This window comes from Pseudomonas sp. FW215-R2, assembly GCF_058789255.1.
The window spans coordinates 166133-184398 of sequence record NZ_JBYTBO010000005.1 but is presented as its reverse complement, the minus strand read 5'-3'; the positions used below and the strand labels follow the sequence as shown (position 1 = coordinate 184398).

The 18266-nt window shown below is 59.1% G+C and carries 18 protein-coding genes; 7 read left to right on the top strand and 11 right to left on the bottom strand.

The window, feature by feature from the left end; translation table 11 throughout:
* Positions 1 to 9 precede the first annotated feature (9 nt).
* The 8 genes from AC3WRD_RS09305 to AC3WRD_RS09270 all read right to left on the bottom strand — a co-directional run bounded on the left by AC3WRD_RS09305 (position 10) and on the right by AC3WRD_RS09270 (position 10197).
* Positions 10 to 1581 (bottom strand): flagellar hook-associated protein 3, encoded by a 1572-nt coding sequence (locus AC3WRD_RS09305; RefSeq protein WP_096822207.1) that lies wholly within the window; start codon positions 1579 to 1581, stop codon positions 10 to 12.
* 13 nt (positions 1582 to 1594) lie between these two features.
* Entirely contained in the window at positions 1595 to 3640 is a 2046-nt protein-coding gene (gene flgK / locus AC3WRD_RS09300; RefSeq protein ID WP_096822208.1) for a flagellar hook-associated protein FlgK, read from the bottom strand.
* Between the two features lie 21 nt (positions 3641 to 3661).
* Positions 3662 to 4954 carry a flagellar assembly peptidoglycan hydrolase FlgJ gene (gene flgJ / locus AC3WRD_RS09295; RefSeq protein WP_102620325.1) on the bottom strand — a complete coding sequence of 431 codons (1293 nt, stop codon included), beginning with the start codon at positions 4952 to 4954 and terminating at the stop codon, positions 3662 to 3664.
* A gap of 11 nt (positions 4955 to 4965) precedes the next feature.
* A complete protein-coding gene (locus AC3WRD_RS09290) occupies positions 4966 to 6054 on the bottom strand; it encodes a flagellar basal body P-ring protein FlgI (RefSeq protein WP_080593281.1) in 1089 nt (362 codons plus the stop codon).
* A gap of 27 nt (positions 6055 to 6081) precedes the next feature.
* Positions 6082 to 6777 (bottom strand): flagellar basal body L-ring protein FlgH, encoded by a 696-nt coding sequence (gene flgH / locus AC3WRD_RS09285; protein ID WP_007965503.1) that lies wholly within the window; start codon positions 6775 to 6777, stop codon positions 6082 to 6084.
* A gap of 53 nt (positions 6778 to 6830) precedes the next feature.
* Positions 6831 to 7616, bottom strand: coding sequence for a flagellar basal-body rod protein FlgG (flgG, locus tag AC3WRD_RS09280; protein WP_096822210.1), 786 nt, complete (start codon positions 7614 to 7616; stop codon positions 6831 to 6833).
* 45 nt (positions 7617 to 7661) lie between these two features.
* Positions 7662 to 8402 carry a flagellar basal body rod protein FlgF gene (locus AC3WRD_RS09275; protein ID WP_096822211.1) on the bottom strand — a complete coding sequence of 247 codons (741 nt, stop codon included), beginning with the start codon at positions 8400 to 8402 and terminating at the stop codon, positions 7662 to 7664.
* 235 nt (positions 8403 to 8637) lie between these two features.
* Positions 8638 to 10197 (bottom strand): sigma-54-dependent transcriptional regulator, encoded by a 1560-nt coding sequence (locus AC3WRD_RS09270; protein ID WP_096822212.1) that lies wholly within the window; start codon positions 10195 to 10197, stop codon positions 8638 to 8640.
* A gap of 223 nt (positions 10198 to 10420) precedes the next feature.
* On the opposite strand from AC3WRD_RS09270, the gene phhA reads away from it, so the two are divergent.
* The 6 genes from phhA (at position 10421) to AC3WRD_RS09240 (ending at position 14796) form a co-directional block, all read left to right on the top strand.
* Positions 10421 to 11257, top strand: a complete 837-nt coding sequence (gene phhA / locus AC3WRD_RS09265) for a phenylalanine 4-monooxygenase (protein ID WP_225739972.1) — start codon at positions 10421 to 10423, stop codon at positions 11255 to 11257.
* 117 nt (positions 11258 to 11374) lie between these two features.
* Positions 11375 to 11731: a 4a-hydroxytetrahydrobiopterin dehydratase gene (locus tag AC3WRD_RS09260; protein WP_003222798.1), complete on the top strand. Its 357-nt coding sequence runs from the start codon at positions 11375 to 11377 to the stop codon at positions 11729 to 11731.
* Positions 11731 to 12924: an amino acid aminotransferase gene (locus AC3WRD_RS09255; protein WP_102620324.1), complete on the top strand. Its 1194-nt coding sequence runs from the start codon at positions 11731 to 11733 to the stop codon at positions 12922 to 12924. The genes AC3WRD_RS09260 and AC3WRD_RS09255 overlap by 1 nt, the downstream gene beginning before the upstream one ends.
* Positions 12925 to 13124: 200 nt before the next feature.
* Positions 13125 to 13256, top strand: coding sequence for a hypothetical protein (locus tag AC3WRD_RS09250; RefSeq protein ID WP_255261961.1), 132 nt, complete (start codon positions 13125 to 13127; stop codon positions 13254 to 13256).
* 38 nt (positions 13257 to 13294) lie between these two features.
* Positions 13295 to 13513 carry a hypothetical protein gene (locus AC3WRD_RS09245; RefSeq protein ID WP_096822214.1) on the top strand — a complete coding sequence of 73 codons (219 nt, stop codon included), beginning with the start codon at positions 13295 to 13297 and terminating at the stop codon, positions 13511 to 13513.
* Positions 13514 to 13608: 95 nt separating this feature from the next.
* On the top strand, positions 13609 to 14796 hold the full coding sequence (locus AC3WRD_RS09240; protein WP_173861344.1) for an MFS transporter: 1188 nt from the start codon (positions 13609 to 13611) through the stop codon (positions 14794 to 14796).
* On the opposite strand, the gene arfB is transcribed toward AC3WRD_RS09240, so the two are convergent.
* Positions 14793 to 15206 (bottom strand): alternative ribosome rescue aminoacyl-tRNA hydrolase ArfB, encoded by a 414-nt coding sequence (arfB, locus tag AC3WRD_RS09235; RefSeq protein WP_096822216.1) that lies wholly within the window; start codon positions 15204 to 15206, stop codon positions 14793 to 14795. The two genes, AC3WRD_RS09240 and arfB, sit on opposite strands and share 4 nt — an antisense overlap.
* A 297-nt stretch (positions 15207 to 15503) precedes the next feature.
* On the opposite strand from arfB, the gene queC reads away from it, so the two are divergent.
* Positions 15504 to 16202: a 7-cyano-7-deazaguanine synthase QueC gene (queC, locus tag AC3WRD_RS09230; protein WP_096822217.1), complete on the top strand. Its 699-nt coding sequence runs from the start codon at positions 15504 to 15506 to the stop codon at positions 16200 to 16202.
* A 70-nt stretch (positions 16203 to 16272) separates the two neighbouring features.
* Here queC and AC3WRD_RS09225 read toward each other — a convergent pair whose 3' ends face one another.
* Together AC3WRD_RS09225 and AC3WRD_RS09220 are read right to left on the bottom strand one after the other, a co-directional pair.
* Positions 16273 to 17151, bottom strand: a complete 879-nt coding sequence (locus tag AC3WRD_RS09225; RefSeq protein ID WP_096822218.1) for a queuosine precursor transporter — start codon at positions 17149 to 17151, stop codon at positions 16273 to 16275.
* Entirely contained in the window at positions 17141 to 17740 is a 600-nt protein-coding gene (locus AC3WRD_RS09220) for a helix-turn-helix transcriptional regulator (RefSeq protein WP_096822249.1), read from the bottom strand. The genes AC3WRD_RS09225 and AC3WRD_RS09220 overlap by 11 nt, the downstream gene beginning before the upstream one ends.
* Between the last annotated feature and the right edge of the window lie 526 nt (positions 17741 to 18266).

The window sequence follows — 18266 nt, the reverse complement described above, 5'->3', positions numbered from 1 at the left end:
CGGCTACCGTCAGATCTTGTTGAACAGACCCAGCTGGCTGATTTTGCTGAATGCCAGTTGCGAGGCCTGCAGCATGGTCTGCTGCAAGGTCAGGCGGGTCATCACTTCGGCAGGATCCGAATCACGGATCGAACCCTGAGTGGTGGTATTCGCCTGAGTCAGGCTCTGGTTGGTGGTGTTCTGGTCATCCAGCGACTGTCCGCGAGCACCGATCGAAGTCACCGCCGAACCAATCTGATTGGCCGCGCTGTCGATGTTGCCCAGCGCCGACTCCATGGCACCCTGGAATTTCTGCTTGGCCACCGGATTTCCGTCGATCGGCGCATTCAGTGCCGTGACCATCTGGCCCAGGGTGTCGAGCACGTTCTGGGTCTGGTGGTTGTTGGACTGGATCGAGAACTGATCACCCGCACCCGGCGTACCGCCGAATGTGAAGGTCACACCCGCTGCCGTGGCGTTGGCGCCGACCATGGTGCCCGACGACACTGGCTTGCTGTCAGCTGTCACTGGCGCTGCATACAGGTCGAAATTGGTGGCACTGGTGAACTTCAGGATCGCACCGCCGCCCGACGGGAATGCCGCGTCGTAGGCCGCCTGGTTGGTCACGCCGGAGCCGGTGATGACCGCCGTCGACGCATTGCCCGCGCTGCGCGAGGTGGTGAACGAGTCAGGCGTGGCCGCCAGCTGAAAGCTGTGGCCGGCAATGACCGCATCCGGGTTGGTGTCACCAGGCTTGAGGTTGATGTTCAACTTCAGATCGACGCCACGGAAGCTGACGGTCTGGTTGGCGCCGTTGCTGTTGGTGATCGCGCCGTTCTGGCTGGCTTCGGTCGTCACGTCGTTGCCCAGGGCATCGGTGATTTTCAACTGAGTGCTGCTGATGAAATCCACGGTGTACGGCTGACCGGCCGCGAACTTGGCGTTGTACGTCGCGGCGGTGCCAACGATACCGTTGGTCAGCACCACGCGGCCATCATCGGGGGTTGGCGCGGTCATGCTGGTCGTGGTGCGGCTGGTGTTGATGGTCTGCTGGAACGCATCCCAGCCAGTGGTATTGGAGGCCACCGAAAGACCGTCGCCAATGCCCAGGTTGATCTGGGTCTGGTCACCATTGTAGGTGTAGGTGCCATCGGCATTTTGCGAGTACGGCGCGGTATCGGTCTTGGAACCGGAAAACAGGTAATTGCCGTTGGCGTCCTTGGAGTTCATCAGGCCCAGCACTTGTTGCTGGATCTGGCTCAACTCGGCGGCGTAGGCCTTGCGGTCAGTATCAGTGGCGATGCCGTTGTTGGCGGCCAGGCCGATTTCCTTGGCGCGCTGCAAGGCCGTGGTGATGGAGTTCAACGTGGACTCCTGCACGGTCAGCGCGCTCTTGGTGGTATCGATGTTGCCCTGATACTGCTCGAGCATCGAGGCCTGCTGACCCAGCTTGAGCAGACGCCCGGCTCCGATCGGATCGTCGGCAGCGGTGTTGATGCGCTGCAGGCTGCTCGCCTCGTTGGCGGTCGCGACAGTCTTGCTGTAGTTGCGCTGATATTGAGCAGCTTGTGTCGCGTAATACTGGGCGGTGGAAATGCGCATGAATTACGGCTCCTTAAAGACTGTTGATCAGCGTTGCGAAGGTTTCCTGCGCAGCCTTGATGATTTGCGAAGAGGCGGTGTAGTACTGCTGATACTTGACCAGGTTGCCGGTTTCTTCGTCCAGGTTGACCTGGGACAGCGAATCGCGCGCACCCTGTGCCTGATCCAGAATCACCGTGGTGGCGGCGCTGTCGGACTTGCTCTGAGCAGCCTTGGTACCGACGTTGGTCACCAGCTTGTTGTAGGCGTCAGTCAGGCTGATGCCCTTGCTCGCCGTGCCGGTATCCACGGTCTGTTTGGTCTGCAAGCCAACCAGCGCCTGCGCGTTGCGGTTGTCCGAAGAAGCCGCGCCGGTCAGGTTGATCGTGAAGGTTTCGCCTGGCTTCGGCGTCGCGCCCACGGTGGTCTGCACGGTAAAGGTTTTCTGCACGTTCGGCGTGACCGAGGTATCCATCACCGGAGCACCGGTGGAATCGACCATGCCGATCTTGAGGTTCAGGGTGTTGGCCTGCCCCGGCACGATGGTGCCGGAACCGATGGTGTTGCCCTTGGCATCGACCATGTTGTACGACTGGCTGCCGCTGGCGACCGCCCCCATGACCAGTTTGACCGGCGTCGAGTACTTGAGCGCATTCTGCAGCTCGGCCTGGGAGGCCGGGTTGGTGATGTCGAGGGTGTCGATCAGCGTCGGCTGCGTGTAGGTGCCGGAATTGTTGGCACTGGCCACACCGGTCAACGGTGCTGCCGCCGCGATTTTCTTCGGATCGGTGAGCACGGTCTGGATGGTGCTGCCGGCGTTACGGGTCGGGGTCACCTTGAAGGTGTCGCCGGCGCTCAACGCACCGCCATTGAGGGCCAGGGTGAAGCCGTCGATCACTGGCGGTGGCGTGGTCGTGGTGCTGAACGAACCCATGTCGGTACCGTCCGAACGCTTGACCGAGTAGTTGGTCGCGCTGGTGAAGGTGACCTGGTAGTCGCTGGTGGTCAGCTTGCCGGTGTCCTTGATGGTGACATCAAGGTTGCCGGAACCTGCACTGTTGGTCGACTGGGCAATGCTGCGCTGGCTGATCAGTGCGGCACTGTTGATGTCGTTGAAAATGGCCGCGCCGAAGTCACCGTTCTTGTCGATGCCCTGGGCTTGCTGGCGATTCATCTGGTCGGCAATGACCAGTGCTACACGACCCAGCTCGTTGAGCGAAGGGTTGAGCACTTCATTGCGATAGGTCAGCAGACCACCGATTTCACCGCCGCTCATCACCGAGGTGATGTCGAGGGTGCTTGAGCCGCGATCCATCTGGATGCCCATGCGCGACGGGTCGTCCTTGCTCGGCACGGTGCTCAGGGTGTTGGTGGTGTTGCCGATGACCAGTGGCTGACCGCTGCCGACGTAGACGTCGAAACTGCTGCCGCGCTCGACGACTTGTGCACCGGTCAACTCGGAGAGCTGACGCACGGCTTCGTTACGGCTGTCGAGCAGATCGTTCGGCTGGCCGCCGCTGGTGGAAACCTCACCGATCTTCTGGTTCAGGTTGGCAATCGCGGTGGCCAGCTTGTTCACCTGGGACGTCATGTCCGACAGGTTGCCGTTGATCGTGGTGTTCTGATCGTTCAGCTGTTTGGCCAGCGCGTTGAAGCGGCTGGTCAGGGCCTGCGCACCGGTCAGTACCGACTGACGGGAAGTGTCGTCGGTCGCCGAGGTCGCTACACCCTGCATCGAGGTGAAGAATTTCTGCAGCACACCGGTCAGGCCCGTGTTGGTGTCAGACAGCGAGGCGTCCAGCGCGGTCGCCTGGGCACCGTACGCGGCCGCTTCGCTGTTGAGCGAGGTGGCGGTGTGCAGTTGTGTTTCGAGGTAAGAGTTGTACACCCGGCGCACGTCGGCCAGGGTCGTGCCCGTGCCGATGAAGACGTTGCCGAACTGCTGCGAGGACTTGGTGCCCTGCACGGTTTGCTGGCGTGAATAACCGGCGGTGTCGACGTTGGCAATGTTGTTACCTGTCACAGCCAGAGAGGACGAACTCGCGGCCAACCCCGACATCCCGATATTGAGCAAACTCATGATTCAAACCTTACCTTGTGTTTATAAAGGCGTTGTTGAAACGCCGGCCGCAGCGTAGTTCTGATTTACCGTCATCTGCCTGGCAATCTGCGAAATCTTGCTTGCGTAGTTCGGGTCGGTTGCGTAACCGGCCTTTTGCAACTCGCGTACAAACTGTTCTGGGTTATCGGCCGACTTCAGCACATCTTGATAGCGATTATTGCTCTGCAGCAAAGTCACCAGATCGTGGAAGCTGTCCTTGTACGAGGCGTAGGAACGGAACTCCGCCGTCTCCTTGACCATCTGCCCATTGCGGAACTCGCTGGTGATCGCACGGGCCGAATCGCCCTGCCAGTTGCTGCTGGCCTTGATGCCGAACAGGTTGTGACTGCTGGTGCCGTCCTGGGCGCGCATGACCGACTTGCCATAGCCGGTTTCGAGTGCGGCCTGAGCCACCAGGTAACGCGGATCGACACCGATGCGCGCGGCCGCTTCTTTGGCCATCGGCAGCATGGTGTTGACGAATTCGTCGGCGTTGCTGAACGCTTTCTTCGCCGGCGCCAGCGGAATCTGTGCCATGGCGCGACCGTAAATCTGCATCTGCCCGCCAGAGGCCTTGTCCGCCTCGGCGCGGGCCAGCCAGTCGCCGTTGTACAGCGGGCCGGAACCGGTGGCAGCGGCCGTCGTGGCGCGTTGCGGCAATTGAGTGGCCGCCGTCGGCGTGGCCGAAGGCACCAGACCGGCGAGCAAGCGATCAGCCAGTTTCGGCGGCAGCGCCAGACGACGCTGGTTGATCATTTCCATGTCGTTGCGATGGGCCAGCTGGGTATTCGGCGCATGCACCGAACGCGAAGCCCACAACGGACGCTCGCCATTGAGGCGCGACAGCGGACCGTTGGTGGCTACGGTGCCAGCGGCAATCGGCGTTTCCACCGCAGCGGCCTTGGCCAGAGCTTCCTGCTGCTTGGCAGCCGACGCGGCGGCGGCCTCACCCGGCGCCATCGGTTTGTTCTTCGACATCTGCTTCATCAGCACGTCGGCCAGACCGATACCACCGCCCTCGCGGGACAGGGAAACCGCCAGTTGCTGGTCGTACATTTCCTGATACTGCTTGGCTGCCGGGGTGTTGAGCGGGTTGTCCTGGCCCAGTGCCTCAGTGGCCGAGCGCATCGACTTGAGCATTTCACCGAGGAACAGCGATTCGAATTCCTGCGCCACCTTGCGCATGTTCCCGTCGCTGTTCTTGTCGCCGACCTTGAGCTGGTTCAGACGATTGAGGTCGGAGTACGAACCCGAATCGCTGCTGCTGACCAGACCGCTTTTGCGCATATCCATGAGTGCCGTCCTCAGATCACGATCAGGTCGGCTTGCAACGCGCCGGCCTGCTTCAGTGCTTCGAGAATGGCCATCAGGTCACCCGGCGCCGCGCCGACCTGGTTCACCGCACGCACGATTTCGTCGAGGGTGGTGCCCGGGCCGAACTTGAACATCGGCTTGGCTTCCTGCTGAGCATTCACCCGCGAGCGCGGCACCACGGCCGTCTGACCATTGGACAGCGGGCCCGGCTGGCTGACGATCGGGTCTTCGGTGATGGTCACGGTCAGGCTGCCGTGGGTCACGGCGGCCGGCGAAACTTTCACGTTCTGGCCGATGACGATGGTGCCGGTACGCGAGTTGATGATGACTTTCGCAACGGCCTGGCCCGGGTCGACCTCGAGGTTTTCCAGGATCGACAGATAGTCGACACGCTGACTCGGATCGAGCGGCGCGGTGACGCGGATCGAACCACCGTCGATGGCCTGGGCAACGCCAGGGCCGAGCATGTCGTTGATCTTGTCGACGATGCGCTTGGCGGTGGTGAAGTCGGAACGGTTGAGGTTCAGCGTCAGGCTGTTGCCCTGGTTGAAACCGCTCGGCACCGAACGTTCGACCGATGCACCGCCCGGGATGCGACCGGCCGACGGAACGTTGACGGTGATCTTCGAACCGTCACGACCTTCAGCATCGAAACCGCCGACCACCAGGTTGCCCTGAGCGATGGCGTAGACGTTGCCGTCGATACCCTTGAGCGGGGTCAGCAACAGGGTGCCGCCGCGCAGGCTCTTGGAGTTACCGATGGAAGAAACGGTGATGTCGACCTGCTGACCCGGTTTGGCGAACGCCGGCAGATCGGCACTCACCGATACCGCCGCGACGTTTTTCAACTGCACGTTGCCCGATCCCGGCGGCACCTTGATGCCGAACTGCGAGAGCATGTTGTTGAAGGTCTGCAGGGTGAACGGGGTTTGCGTCGTCTGGTCGCCGGTGCCGTTAAGCCCGACCACCAGGCCGTAGCCGATCAACTGGTTGGAACGCACGCCAGAGATGCTGGCGATATCTTTCAGCCGCTCGGCGTGGGCACCAAAGGCTGCGGACATCAACGCCGCAGCGAGCATGAGGCTCTTGAAATTCAACGTAGCCACCTAGAAAGGGAACAGCGGGCTGAGGAAGAAACGGTCGAACCAGCCTGGCTGACTCGCATCGGCGAACGAACCGGTGCCCGAGTAGGTGATGCGCGCATCGGCGACCCGGGTCGACGACACGGTGTTGTCAGTGGCGATGTCATCGGCGCGCACGAGGCCGGCGATCCGCACCAGTTCATCACCGGTGTTGAGGGTCATCCACTTCTCGCCACGCACGGCAATGATGCCGTTGGGCAGCACGTCGGCGACGGTCACGGTGATCGAACCGGTCAGGGTGTTGCCCTGGGCCGCCTTGCTGTCGCCCTTGGTCGCACGGTCGCCGCTGTAGCCGACGTCCAGGCTCAGGTCGTTACCGCCCAACGGGTTGTTGGTGGTGCCGCTGCCGCCGAACAACGAAGTCAGGCCGATGCCGGTCTTGCTGTTCTTGGCCACTTGCGAGTTGGCGTTCTTGCTGGCCTGAGTCTTCTCGTTCAGGGTGATGGTGATGATGTCACCGACCCGGAACGCCTTGCGGTCGCTGTACAGGTTCTGTTCGAAACCGGCCTGATAGATCGAGCCGTTGTTGGCGGCCGCCGGCAACGGCGTCCGCGGCAACACCGGGGCGTAGTAAGGGTCATTGGGCTTGGGCGTCGGAGCGACGCAGCCCGCGAGCGAGACCACCCCACCCAATGCCAGAACAGATACGAAGCGTTTCATGACCCTTACCTCACGGTGTTGCAGGCGGCCTCATGGCCGCCTCATAGACTTGATTACAGATTCTGCGTTACGAACGAGAGCATCTGGTCGGCGGTGGAGATCACCTTGGAGTTCATCTCGTAAGCGCGCTGAGTGGTGATCATGTTGACCATCTCTTCCACGGTGCTGACGTTGGAGGTTTCCAGGGTGTTCTGCAGGGTGGTGCCGAAACCGTTCAGGCCCGGAGTGCCGATTTGCGGCGCGCCGGAAGCGGCGGTTTCCAGGAACAGGTTGTTGCCCACGGCTTGCAGACCGGCCGGGTTGATGAAGTCGGCGGTTTGCAGGTTGCCGATCACTTGCGAGGCGGCGTTGCCGGCAACGGTGATCGACACGGTGCCGTCACGGCCGACGGTGAAGGTCTGGGCATTGTTCGGGATGACAATCGCCGGCTCCAGAGCGAAACCGCTGGCGTTGACGATCTGGCCATTGGAGTCGAGGTGGAAAGTACCGTCACGGGTGTAGGACGTGGTGCCGTCCGGTTGCAGGATCTGGAAGAAACCACGGCCGTCGAGGGCCATGTCCAGCGGCTGCTCGGTGGTTTGCAGGCTACCGGCGGTGAAGTTCTTCTGGGTGCCGACGATGCGCACACCGGTACCCACTTGCAGACCCGACGGCAGTTCGCTGTCCTGGGTCGACTGGGCGCCAGGCTGACGCTTGATCTGATACAGCAGGTCCTGGAACTCGGCGCGGTCACGTTTGAAACCCGTGGTCGACACGTTCGCCAGGTTGTTGGAAATGGTGGTCAGGTTGGTGTCCTGGGCGGACAGACCGGTTTTGGCAACCCATAGAGCCGGAAGCATTCGATTCTCCTCGTGCGCCTGTTTTACGGCGCGACGTTCTGATAATTAGCTGATCTGCAAGACCCGAGCCATGGCCTGGTCGTCGTCTTTGGCGGTGTTCATCATCTTGACGTGCAACTCGAACTGCTTGGCCAGGGCCAGCACCGACGTCATTTCTTCCACGGCATTGACGTTGCTCGACTCCAGGAAACCCGACACCAGTTTGACGTTGGCATCGGCCGGCGCAGGCTGGCCGTCCTTGGTGTAGATCGAACCGTCCAGGCCCTTGTTCATGTTCTTGATGTCCGGATTGACCAGTTTGATCCGGTCGACTTCGGCCATGACGCGCGGGCCTTCGCCCATCGCACGAATACTGATGGTGCCGTCTTCACCGACTTCCACCTGCTGCTGCGGCGGCACGGCAATCGGTCCGCCGTTGCCCATGACCGGCATGCCGTTGCCGGCACGCAGCACGCCCAGGGCGTCGATATTGAGGCTGCCGGTGCGCACGTAGCTTTCGCCGCCGTTGGGGTTCTGCACGGCAATGAAACCGTTGCCGGTCACGGCGACGTCGAGGTCGCGACCGGTCTCCACCAGGGAGCCTGCGGTAAAGTCGGTGGCGGGCCGTTCGCTCATGGCAAACGCACGCGCCGGAAAGCTGTCACCGAACACCGGCATCGAACGCGCCTGTTCCAGGTCGCGCTGAAAACCATTGGTGGAGATGTTCGCCAGGTTGTTGGCATGAGCCTTTTGCGCCAGTGCGTTCTGGCTGGCGCCGGTCATTGCCACATAAAGGTACTTGTCCACACTCTTTCCTCTGCATGCCGGACGTTTGCCGCCCACCGCTGTACTGCTGAGCCACAAGCAATTTGCAGACCAACTTTTTTCTGGCGGTCGAGGACCCGATAAACAAAGGACTTGAGGGATTCAGCAGGGTTTGGGGAAATGTATCGAAGTCGAAAAACCGGCGGTGTCATGCCGCTTGGCGGCAATGGTGAGGCGCGATCACCCCGTGCCTTGCGCAGGAGTGATCGCGCAGGGATCAAGACTCGGTCTTGCCCACCTCATACTCACGCAGCTTGTTGGCAATCGTGGTGTGCGAGACGCCCAGCCGCTTGCCCAGCTGCCGACTGCTCGGATGTTCGGAATACAGTCGCTCAAGCACCGCTTTCTCGAAGCGCCCGACAATCTCGTCGAGCCCGCCCTCCAGCGAGAAATCGCCAAGCGGCTGACGCACGCCATAGTCCGGCAGACGAATATGCTCGGCCTTGACCGTCCCGCCATCACACAGCGAAACCGCCTGGAACAGCACGTTCTCCAGTTGTCGCACGTTGCCCGGCCAGTGGTAATGACTGAGCCGATCCATCGCCGCCGGCGCCAACTTCGGCAACGGGCAACCGATCTGCCGACTGGCCTGATCGAGGAAGTGCTCCACCAACGGCGTCAAACCGTCGAGGCATTCGCGCAGTGGCGGGATGTGCAACGAAAGCACGTTTAAGCGATGGTACAAATCCTGGCGAAACTCGCCACGAGCGCACAACTCGGACAGGTCGACCTGGGTGGCGCAGATCACCCGTACATCCAGGTAAACCTCTTCATCACTGCCCACACGACGGAAGCAACCGTCCTGCAGGAAGCGCAGCAATTTCACCTGTAAGCGTGGGCTCATTTCGCCGACACCATCGAGGAACAACGTGCCGCCCGCCGTCAGCTCCAGCAGCCCGAGCTTGCCTTCAGCCCGCGCCCCTTCGAAGGCACCGGGGCCGTAGCCGAACAACTCGGTCTCGGCCATCGACTCCGGCAGCCCCGCGCAGTTGAGCGCCATCAATGGCGACTGGCCGCGCGGGCTCGCCAGGTGACAAGCCCGAGCCAGCAACTCTTTACCGGTGCCGGTTTCGCCTTCAATCAATAGCGGCGCATCCAGCGGCGCCATGCGCCGGGCTTCACGCACCACTGCCGCCATCACTTTCGAGCTTTGGAAGATGCTGTCGAAACCACGCAACTCCTGCTTGCGCACGTTGTAGATGCGCTCGCCGACCCGATCCGCCCGATGCAGCGTCAGTACCGCACCGGCCATGGCCTCGCTGTCGTCGTGCTCCGATTGCAATGGAGCGATGTCGGCCAGAAAGATATCGCCCTTGACCTTGACCCGCATGCCGTTGATTCGCGATTTGTTGGCGCGCACCAGTTCGGGCAAGTCGAAATCCTCGGCGTAACGCGACAGTGGAATCCCCGGCACTTCGTCGACCCGCACGCCGAGCAACTGCGCCGCCGCACGGTTGGCGGCAACGATCGAGCCACCCATGTCAATCGACAGCACCGGAAACTCCAGCGCACCGAGCAACGCATTCAGTTCCATGTGTCGGCGTTCGCTGGGCATCAGCCCTACCCGCTTGACGCCGAACACCCCGGCGATGGCTTCGAATTTGGGCCGCAACGCCTGGAACTGCAGGTTGATCAGGTTCGGGCAATGCAGATAGATCGCATTGCCATGCTCACCACCGACCTCGCCGCGGGCAACGTTGATCCCGTACTCCACCAGCAGATTGAGGATGTCGCGCAGGATGCCGATGCGGTTCTGGCAGTGGACTTTGATACGCATATAAAGGCCCGAAACAGGTAGAGGGGCGGATTTTTCTCTGCCGCCCGCAAGATAGTCGTCAAGATTATGTGACAGACACCGGCCATTTCAAACCCGCCAATCACCGTAATCACGACTTATCGCACAAAGCGTAACGATAATTTTACGATTTAAAGAGACTTTTCCTACTCGGCCGGTCATCAACCTGCTGCAACACGGCACGCTCTGGGGTATTTCTCAGTCCATAGCAGGACATAACAAGAACGAATTCCCCTCGCAGGAGAGCAGTATGAAGCAGACGCAATACGTGGCCCGCGAGCCCGATGCGCAAGGTTTTATCGACTACCCCGCCGAAGAACACGCGGTGTGGAACACGCTGATCACCCGCCAGTTGAAAGTGATCGAGGGTCGCGCGTGCCAGGAATACCTGGACGGTATCGAAAAACTCGGTCTGCCCCACGACCGCATTCCGCAACTGGGCGAGATCAACAAGGTGCTCGGCGAGACCACCGGTTGGCAGGTCGCCCGCGTCCCGGCGCTGATTCCGTTCCAGACCTTTTTCGAATTGCTCGCCAGCAAGCAGTTTCCGGTGGCCACATTCATTCGCACCCGCGAAGAACTGGACTACCTGCAAGAGCCTGATATTTTCCACGAGATCTTTGGTCACTGCCCGCTGCTGACCAACCCGTGGTTCGCCGAATTCACCCACACCTACGGCAAGCTCGGTCTGCAAGCGACCAAGGAAGAGCGCGTTTATCTGGCGCGTCTGTACTGGATGACCATCGAGTTCGGCCTGGTCGATACCCCACAGGGCAAACGCATCTACGGCGGCGGCATCCTGTCCTCGCCAAAAGAAACCGTTTACTCGCTGTCGGACGAACCTGAACATCAGGCCTTCGATCCGCTGGAAGCGATGCGCACGCCGTATCGCATCGACATCCTGCAACCGCTGTACTTTGTCCTGCCGAACCTCAAGCGCCTGTTCGACCTCGCCCACGAAGACATCATGGGCATGGTCAAGCAAGGCATGCAGTTGGGTCTGCACGCACCGAAATTTCCGCCGAAACCAAAAGCTGCGTGAACCGTGGCTTTTACTTACAAGTGAGCCTGTCAGTCGTCGCGGCTTTGGTTTAGCGTGACGACATTGACGACCGTAACAGCTCTTATAAAAAAGACATCCGATCTCAGGAATCAAACCATGTCCACTTTGAACCAAGCCCATTGCGAAGCGTGCCGTGCCGATGCCCCACAAGTCAGCGATGAAGAACTGCCGATCCTGATCAAGCAGATCCCTGACTGGAACATCGAAGTGCGTGACAGCATCATGCAGCTGGAAAAAGTCTTCCTGTTCAAGAATTTCAAGCACGCGCTGGCCTTCACCAACGCCGTCGGCGAGATCTCCGAGGCCGAAGGTCATCACCCGGGCCTGCTGACCGAGTGGGGCAAAGTCACCGTGACCTGGTGGAGCCACTCGATCAAAGGCCTGCACCGCAACGACTTCATCATGGCCGCGCGCACTGACGAAGTGGCCAAGACCGCAGAAGGACGCAAGTAATGCACTTCGACGCCATCGGCCGGGTGCCCGGCGACCCGATCCTCGGCCTGATGGAGGCCTACGCGCAGGATTCCAACCCGCGCAAGTTCGACCTCGGCGTGGGCGTCTATAAGGATGCCCAGGGCCTGACGCCGATCCCCGAAGCGGTGAAAATCGCCGAGGCGCGTCTGGTCGAGAGCCAGGACACCAAGACCTACATCGGTGGCCACGGCAATCCGCTGTTCGGCAAGGTGATCAATGAGCTGGTGCTGGGTGCCGATTCGGCGCTGATCGCCCAGCAACGCGCCGGCGCTACCCAGACGCCGGGCGGCACTGGCGCCCTGCGTCTTGCAGCAGATTTCATCGCGCAATGCCTGCCGGGCAAAGGCGTGTGGCTGAGCAACCCGACCTGGCCAATTCACGAAACGATTTTCGCGGCGGCCGGGGTCAAGATCAGTCATTACCCGTACGTCGGCAGCGACAACCGCCTCGACGTCGACGCGATGCTCGCTGTGCTCAACGAAGTGCCGAAAGGCGATGTGGTGCTGCTGCACGCGTGCTGCCACAACCCGACCGGTTTCGACCTGAGTCACGACGACTGGCACCGGGTGCTGGACGTGGTGCGCAGCCGCAATCTGCTGCCGCTGATCGACTTCGCCTACCAGGGCTTTGGCGACGGTCTGGAGCAGGATGCCTGGTCAACCCGGCTGTTCGCCGCAGAGTTGCCTGAGCTGCTGATCACCAGTTCCTGCTCGAAGAACTTCGGCCTGTACCGCGACCGTACCGGTGCGCTGATCGTCTGCGCGAAAACCGCCGACAAGCTCATCGACATCCGCAGCCAGCTGGCGCACATCGCCCGCAACCTGTGGTCGACGCCGCCGGATCACGGCGCGGCCGTCGTCGCAACAATCCTCGCCGACCCGGAACTGAAACGCCGCTGGGCCGACGAAGTGGAAGCCATGCGTCTGCGCATCGCCCAGTTGCGCAGCGGTTTGGTCGAAGCGCTGGAACCGCACGGTCTGCGCGAGCGCTTTGCGCACATTGGCGTGCAACGCGGGATGTTTTCCTACACCGGCCTGTCGCCGGAACAAGTGAAAAACCTGCGCGAGCATCACAGCGTGTACATGGTCAGCTCGGGCCGGGCCAACGTCGCCGGGATTGATGCGACACGTCTGGACCTGCTGGCCGAAGCGATCGCTAGCGTCTGCAAATAAACGAATGTCAGGGGCGGCGGGCACACCGCCGCTCCCGCATTTGCCCTGCGTCACCCTGTCGCACTTGTCTAGACAATCCCGCCCGTCGCAACAAGCGGAATTAAAAATCTGTTTGTCATTTTTACTGCTGTATCCTTCGCAGGCTTTCTGAAAGCGCGGATCTACCAGATCTATCAACAGACTTAGCGAGGAGCGCAACCATGCACGAGATTCCCAATCTCCCCTTCCCAAGCCTGCACGTACCTGAGCAGACGACCACGCAACAAGCCGGTGCCCAACAGCCCGAGCCGAAAGAAGCCGCCGAAAGCCGTCCGGCCGACAGCAAAGAGTAAGTAACACCCGCCGTACAGACCGTGTGGAAAGCGCTAACATGCGCTTTCCACACTGCCTGAAGCCCGAGCCTGCCATGACCGACGAATCCTTTAACGAACAACAGGCTGAAATCCTCATCGGCGCCACCGAGAAGATGATCGAGATCTGGAGCCGCCTCTCGCCCGAGAAGCAAGCCGCCCTGCTCGCCCGTTTCGGCAGCGAAGAAAATGCCCTCGCCGCACTGGTCACCACGCAACTGGTCGCCCCGGCCAAATAGTTTTACTTTTCCCCGCCGCAGCATCGTCCACGCCGGTATCATGAGCAGCCTATCTATTCTGCTCTCCCCGTGGATCGTTACCCATGTCGTCCTCTATGCCAGAACCCCAGCGCCCCCTGGCGGTCACGCTGCAAGTCGTTTCCATTGTCCTGTTCACCTTCATCGGCTACCTGAATATCGGCATTCCGCTGGCCGTGCTGCCCGGCTACGTGCACAGCGACCTGGGCTTCGGCGCGGTCATCGCCGGCCTCGTGATCAGCGTGCAATACCTCGCCACCCTGCTCAGCCGCCCATATGCCGGCAAGATCATCGACAACAAGGGCAGCAAACGCGCGGTGATGATTGGTCTGGCCGGTTGTGGCTTGAGCGGTGTGTTCATGCTGATTTCGGCCTGGACCCCGAACCTGCCGATGCTCAGCCTGATCAGCCTGTTCATCGGCCGTCTGGTGCTCGGCAGCGCGGAAAGTCTTGTCGGCTCTGGATCGATCGGCTGGGGCATCGGCCGCGTCGGCGCGGCCAACACGGCCAAAGTCATCTCGTGGAACGGCATCGCCAGTTACGGCGCGCTGGCGATCGGTGCGCCGCTGGGCGTGTGGCTGGTCAGCCGTTTCGGCCTCTGGAGCATGGGCGTCAGCATTCTGTTGCTTGCAACGCTGGGCCTGCTGCTGGCCTGGCCGAAAACCGCCGCGCCGATTGTCGCTGGCGAGCGCTTGCCGTTCATGCATGTGCTGGGGCGCGTCTTTCCCCACGGCTGCGGACTGGCGCTGGGCTCGATCGGTTTCGGCACCATCGCTACCTTCATCACGTTGTATTACGCCACCCAGCATTGGGATAACGCGGTGCTGTGCCTGAGCCTGTTCGGTGCCAGCTTCATCGGCGCGCGACTACTGTTCGGCAACCTGATCAACCGTCTCGGCGGTTTTCGCGTGGCGATTGCCTGCCTGTCGGTGGAAACACTGGGGCTGCTATTGCTATGGCTGGCGCCGGATGCGCACTGGGCATTGGCGGGTGCGGCGCTGAGCGGTTTCGGCTTCTCGCTGGTGTTCCCGGCGCTGGGCGTGGAAGCGGTGAACCTGGTGCCGGCTTCCAGCCGTGGCGCGGCGGTTGGCGCCTATTCGTTGTTCATCGATCTGTCGCTGGGGATCACCGGACCGCTGGCCGGAGCGATTGCGGCGGGCTTCGGTTTTGCCTCGATCTTCCTGTTCGCCGCGATTGCCGCGCTGAGCGGCCTGGCGTTGAGCGTCTATCTGTACCGCCACACCTCGAAGTACCGCGAAGACTAGAAATCCACCTTGCCGCGCCCGGCCTTGATGCTGCCGCGCTTGGTCTTCGACTCCAGCCGACGCTTCTTCGACCCCAGCGTCGGCTTGGTTGGACGGCGCTTCTTTTCGATCTTGGTGGCGCTGAGGATCAGCTCGGTCAGACGCTCCAGTGCATCGGCGCGATTCTGTTCCTGCGTGCGGTATTGCTGAGCCTTGATGATCAACACGCCGTCGCTGGTGATGCGAGTGTCGCGAAGCGCCAACAGCCGCTCCTTGTAGAACTCGGGCAAGGACGAGGCGGGAATATCAAAGCGCAGGTGCACGGCGCTGGAGACCTTGTTGACGTTCTGCCCGCCGGCCCCTTGGGCGCGGATGGCAGTCAGTTCGATCTCGGCATCCGGCAGATGCACGTTATTGGAAATCTTCAGCATTGCATTCTCATCGTAGAGCCTGTTTCGCCGTACCTGTAGCGGCTACGGACAGCTTGACCTTGGGTGTGCTTTCAGTGTCGCGCCTTTTCACTATACACGGCGACTATCAGGCGAAACGGGCAGGCGAAACGGAAAAACTTCCGGGAGAAATGCCCCGTCAACATGGGGGGCATTAATCAGTGCCAACGAGCGCCGTACTACGTAGAATATCGCCACGGCAATGAGCAACCGAGACAAGAACCTCCTCGATTATTGTTCAAACATTGCACTTACTCGATCAATGCAGGAAGCATAACCATGAGCAATAAAGCAGTTATCGTTTTTAGCGGCGGGCAGGATTCAACAACCTGTTTGATCCATGCCTTGACCCACTACGATGAAATCCACTGCATCACGTTTGACTATGGCCAGCGCCATCGCGCAGAAATTGAAGTTGCACAGCAACTGGCAAAAGAACTTGGTGTGACCGTACACAAGACCATGGACGTGTCACTGCTGAATGAACTGGCCATCAGCAGCCTGACGCGCGACAACATTCCAGTCCCGACCATCAATAGTTCAGGAGAAAGCCTGCCGAGTACATTTGTGCCGGGCAGAAATATCCTGTTTTTGACCCTGGCTTCCATATATGCGTACCAGGTTCAGGCCAAGACCGTCATTACCGGTGTTTGTGAAACAGACTTCTCTGGCTACCCGGATTGCCGAGATGACTTTGTAAAGGCACTGAACAAAGCCCTTGAACTGGGTATGGATTACAAATTGACCCTGGACACTCCGCTGATGTGGCTGAACAAAGCGGAAACCTGGGCGCTGGCCGATTACCATAACCGGCTGGAGTTCATTCGCGACCAGACACTGACCTGCTACAACGGCATCAAAGGTAACGGCTGCTCCAATTGCGATGCCTGTAATCTTCGTGCCAAAGGCCTCAACGAGTTCCTGAACAACAAAGAACAGGTTGCGCACAGCCTGAAAGCAAAACTGAATCTGAACTGAGTATATAACGACACATCAAGCGCTCACCCGGCATGACAGCAACAACACACCCGGTGAGCGCCATCCTGCATTATTGCGTCTGACCGCCAGTCAGGTACTTCTTGAACAATGCCCTTGCCCCGTAGGCAGGCAAGACATTAAAGAAAGCGAAGCCTACCTTTATCGCAATCTGGACGTAGATCATGTTCAGTATCGCGCTGGTTTCCATCGCGCCATAAAATGCGATGAAGCAGAAAAGAAAGCTGTCGATGATCACCGCAAACAACGTACTTAAAAACACGCGCAAAAACAGGAATCTGGAGTTCGTGAGCTCCTTGATTTTGCACAACAGATACGAGTTGATATTCTCGGAAACCAGAAATGAAACAGAAGAGGCTACCAGGACAGAAGACAACTGACTGATAACGTCATTGTAAGGCCCATCGAGCTTCCAGCCCGGCAGCCCGGGGAGATGAGTCGTGATGGCCAGCAAAATGATGATGGCCGCGTTGCTGATAAAAGCAAAAAGTATCGCTTTTCGCGCAAGCCTGAGACCGAACGTCTCATTCAACAAATCGACGATCAGAAAGGTCAACGGATAAAGAAAGGTACCCGGCGTTACGATAATATCAAAGTATTCCAGATAGATCGGCTTGGTCGCGGCGATACTGGTAAAGATGTACAGCGTAAACAACATGAGGTTCAGAATGATATAGATCATCCAGGAACTCTCATGACGATCATTCAGATCATAGGCGGTGAGCGTCTCTCCCTGGGAATAAAACTTCTTGTACAGGTTTTTGACTTCTATCTTGTTCAGATTGTCCATAATCTCACTATTCAACACTTCACTCAGTTTTATTTTAATAATCTTGCCGGTCGCGATGACCATGATGACGGCCAGGCTTTTTCCATTTTCAAACCCCAATAGCTTGTACTTGCTGTTTTCCATTTCAACACTACAACCCATTAAATCGTTCCTCGATTATATCCCCGACAACACAAATGCGATCCGTAGCAACGCTGATCTCTTTGGTTATAAGCAGCCTGTTTGTGATCTTGTCATACACCAGCTTTTCCCTGTCGCCGGTCGACGAACCTTTCTGCACGATCAATAGATCGCCTGGCTCATGTAAACCATTGATCTCGTTCTCCAGCAGCACACCTATCAAGTTGAAGGAGGTGCCGAAATAGTAAGTCAACGGGTAAATCGTGGCCAACTCGCCTATCCTTTTATCCAGACTCTGGATAACCAGGCTCTCTTTTATGATAGGCACTGCCGCCGGATTCATATTACCCTGCGGAGAAATACTGCTTTCTATTATTTCCTTCTCTTCAAAATCGATCGTTTCTATTTCCTCATAGGAAACGCCGAAAAAATCAGAAATCTTGCGAACCGTGGACTGCTGTACGTTGACCACCTTCCCTTCGAGAATATTATAGATGGTGGTTCGGGTCAGGCCACTGGAGTTGCACAAGGACAGCTGCGTCTCCCCACGACTTTTAATCAAGTACTTGATGTTGTTTTTCAGATTCTCCGATCTTTCTCTTCTGTGCATGAAGTGCTTACCATCCATTTATAACTGTAATTGACATCACACCCCGAGCGCTCACTCATGGATCACTCAAGTCAAGTGGGTCATTACAGTTTTATCCGTATCAAAGCCGCGCGCGATCATAGCATCCTCCCTCCTTGAGTGACTAAACGACACCGCATAGTCCAGGTCAGCAAATCTGTACTGACTTGTTAGTTCTCCTTGTCGTCACCCGTGACACCTGAAAAATCACGCCTGCCGAGCTGCAGTTTTACACCCTTCAGGGGGACAAAAAGAATCATTTTATTTGAACAATGTTCATTTTTCTGATTAATCTTGTGGCGTTCCCAAGCAAAAAATCTATGATGCATCCGGTGATTCTCTCCTCACGGTTACGAGCAGAGGTCATGAAAACCGGCTGTTTAAACAGGCTTTAGTTTTGCGCGCATCGCCGCCAGAACACGGATCGGCCTGTATGGCGCTTGGCAGAACATGGACGCAGGTACGCACACGCAGGACCAGGGAAGACGCGCGGTTGTTCGTTGCGCGC

Bases quoted from the DNA above. Each gene is read 5' to 3' on its own strand.
- AC3WRD_RS09305 (WP_096822207.1), bottom strand. From the start codon at position 1,581: ATGCGCATTTCCACCGCCCAGTATTACGCGACACAAGCTGCTCAATAT.
- flgK (WP_096822208.1), bottom strand. From the start codon at position 3,640: ATGAGTTTGCTCAATATCGGGATGTCGGGGTTGGCCGCGAGTTCGTCC.
- flgJ (WP_102620325.1), bottom strand. From the start codon at position 4,954: ATGGATATGCGCAAAAGCGGTCTGGTCAGCAGCAGCGATTCGGGTTCG.
- AC3WRD_RS09290 (WP_080593281.1), bottom strand. From the start codon at position 6,054: ATGCTCGCTGCGGCGTTGATGTCCGCAGCCTTTGGTGCCCACGCCGAG.
- flgH (WP_007965503.1), bottom strand. From the start codon at position 6,777: ATGAAACGCTTCGTATCTGTTCTGGCATTGGGTGGGGTGGTCTCGCTC.
- flgG (WP_096822210.1), bottom strand. From the start codon at position 7,616: ATGCTTCCGGCTCTATGGGTTGCCAAAACCGGTCTGTCCGCCCAGGAC.
- AC3WRD_RS09270 (WP_096822212.1), bottom strand. From the start codon at position 10,197: ATGCGTATCAAAGTCCACTGCCAGAACCGCATCGGCATCCTGCGCGAC.
- AC3WRD_RS09260 (WP_003222798.1), top strand. From the start codon at position 11,375: ATGTCCACTTTGAACCAAGCCCATTGCGAAGCGTGCCGTGCCGATGCC.
- AC3WRD_RS09255 (WP_102620324.1), top strand. From the start codon at position 11,731: ATGCACTTCGACGCCATCGGCCGGGTGCCCGGCGACCCGATCCTCGGC.
- AC3WRD_RS09250 (WP_255261961.1), top strand. From the start codon at position 13,125: ATGCACGAGATTCCCAATCTCCCCTTCCCAAGCCTGCACGTACCTGAG.
- AC3WRD_RS09245 (WP_096822214.1), top strand. From the start codon at position 13,295: ATGCGCTTTCCACACTGCCTGAAGCCCGAGCCTGCCATGACCGACGAA.
- AC3WRD_RS09240 (WP_173861344.1), top strand. From the start codon at position 13,609: ATGCCAGAACCCCAGCGCCCCCTGGCGGTCACGCTGCAAGTCGTTTCC.
- arfB (WP_096822216.1), bottom strand. From the start codon at position 15,206: ATGCTGAAGATTTCCAATAACGTGCATCTGCCGGATGCCGAGATCGAA.
- queC (WP_096822217.1), top strand. From the start codon at position 15,504: ATGAGCAATAAAGCAGTTATCGTTTTTAGCGGCGGGCAGGATTCAACA.
- AC3WRD_RS09225 (WP_096822218.1), bottom strand. From the start codon at position 17,151: ATGGGTTGTAGTGTTGAAATGGAAAACAGCAAGTACAAGCTATTGGGG.
- AC3WRD_RS09220 (WP_096822249.1), bottom strand. From the start codon at position 17,740: ATGCACAGAAGAGAAAGATCGGAGAATCTGAAAAACAACATCAAGTAC.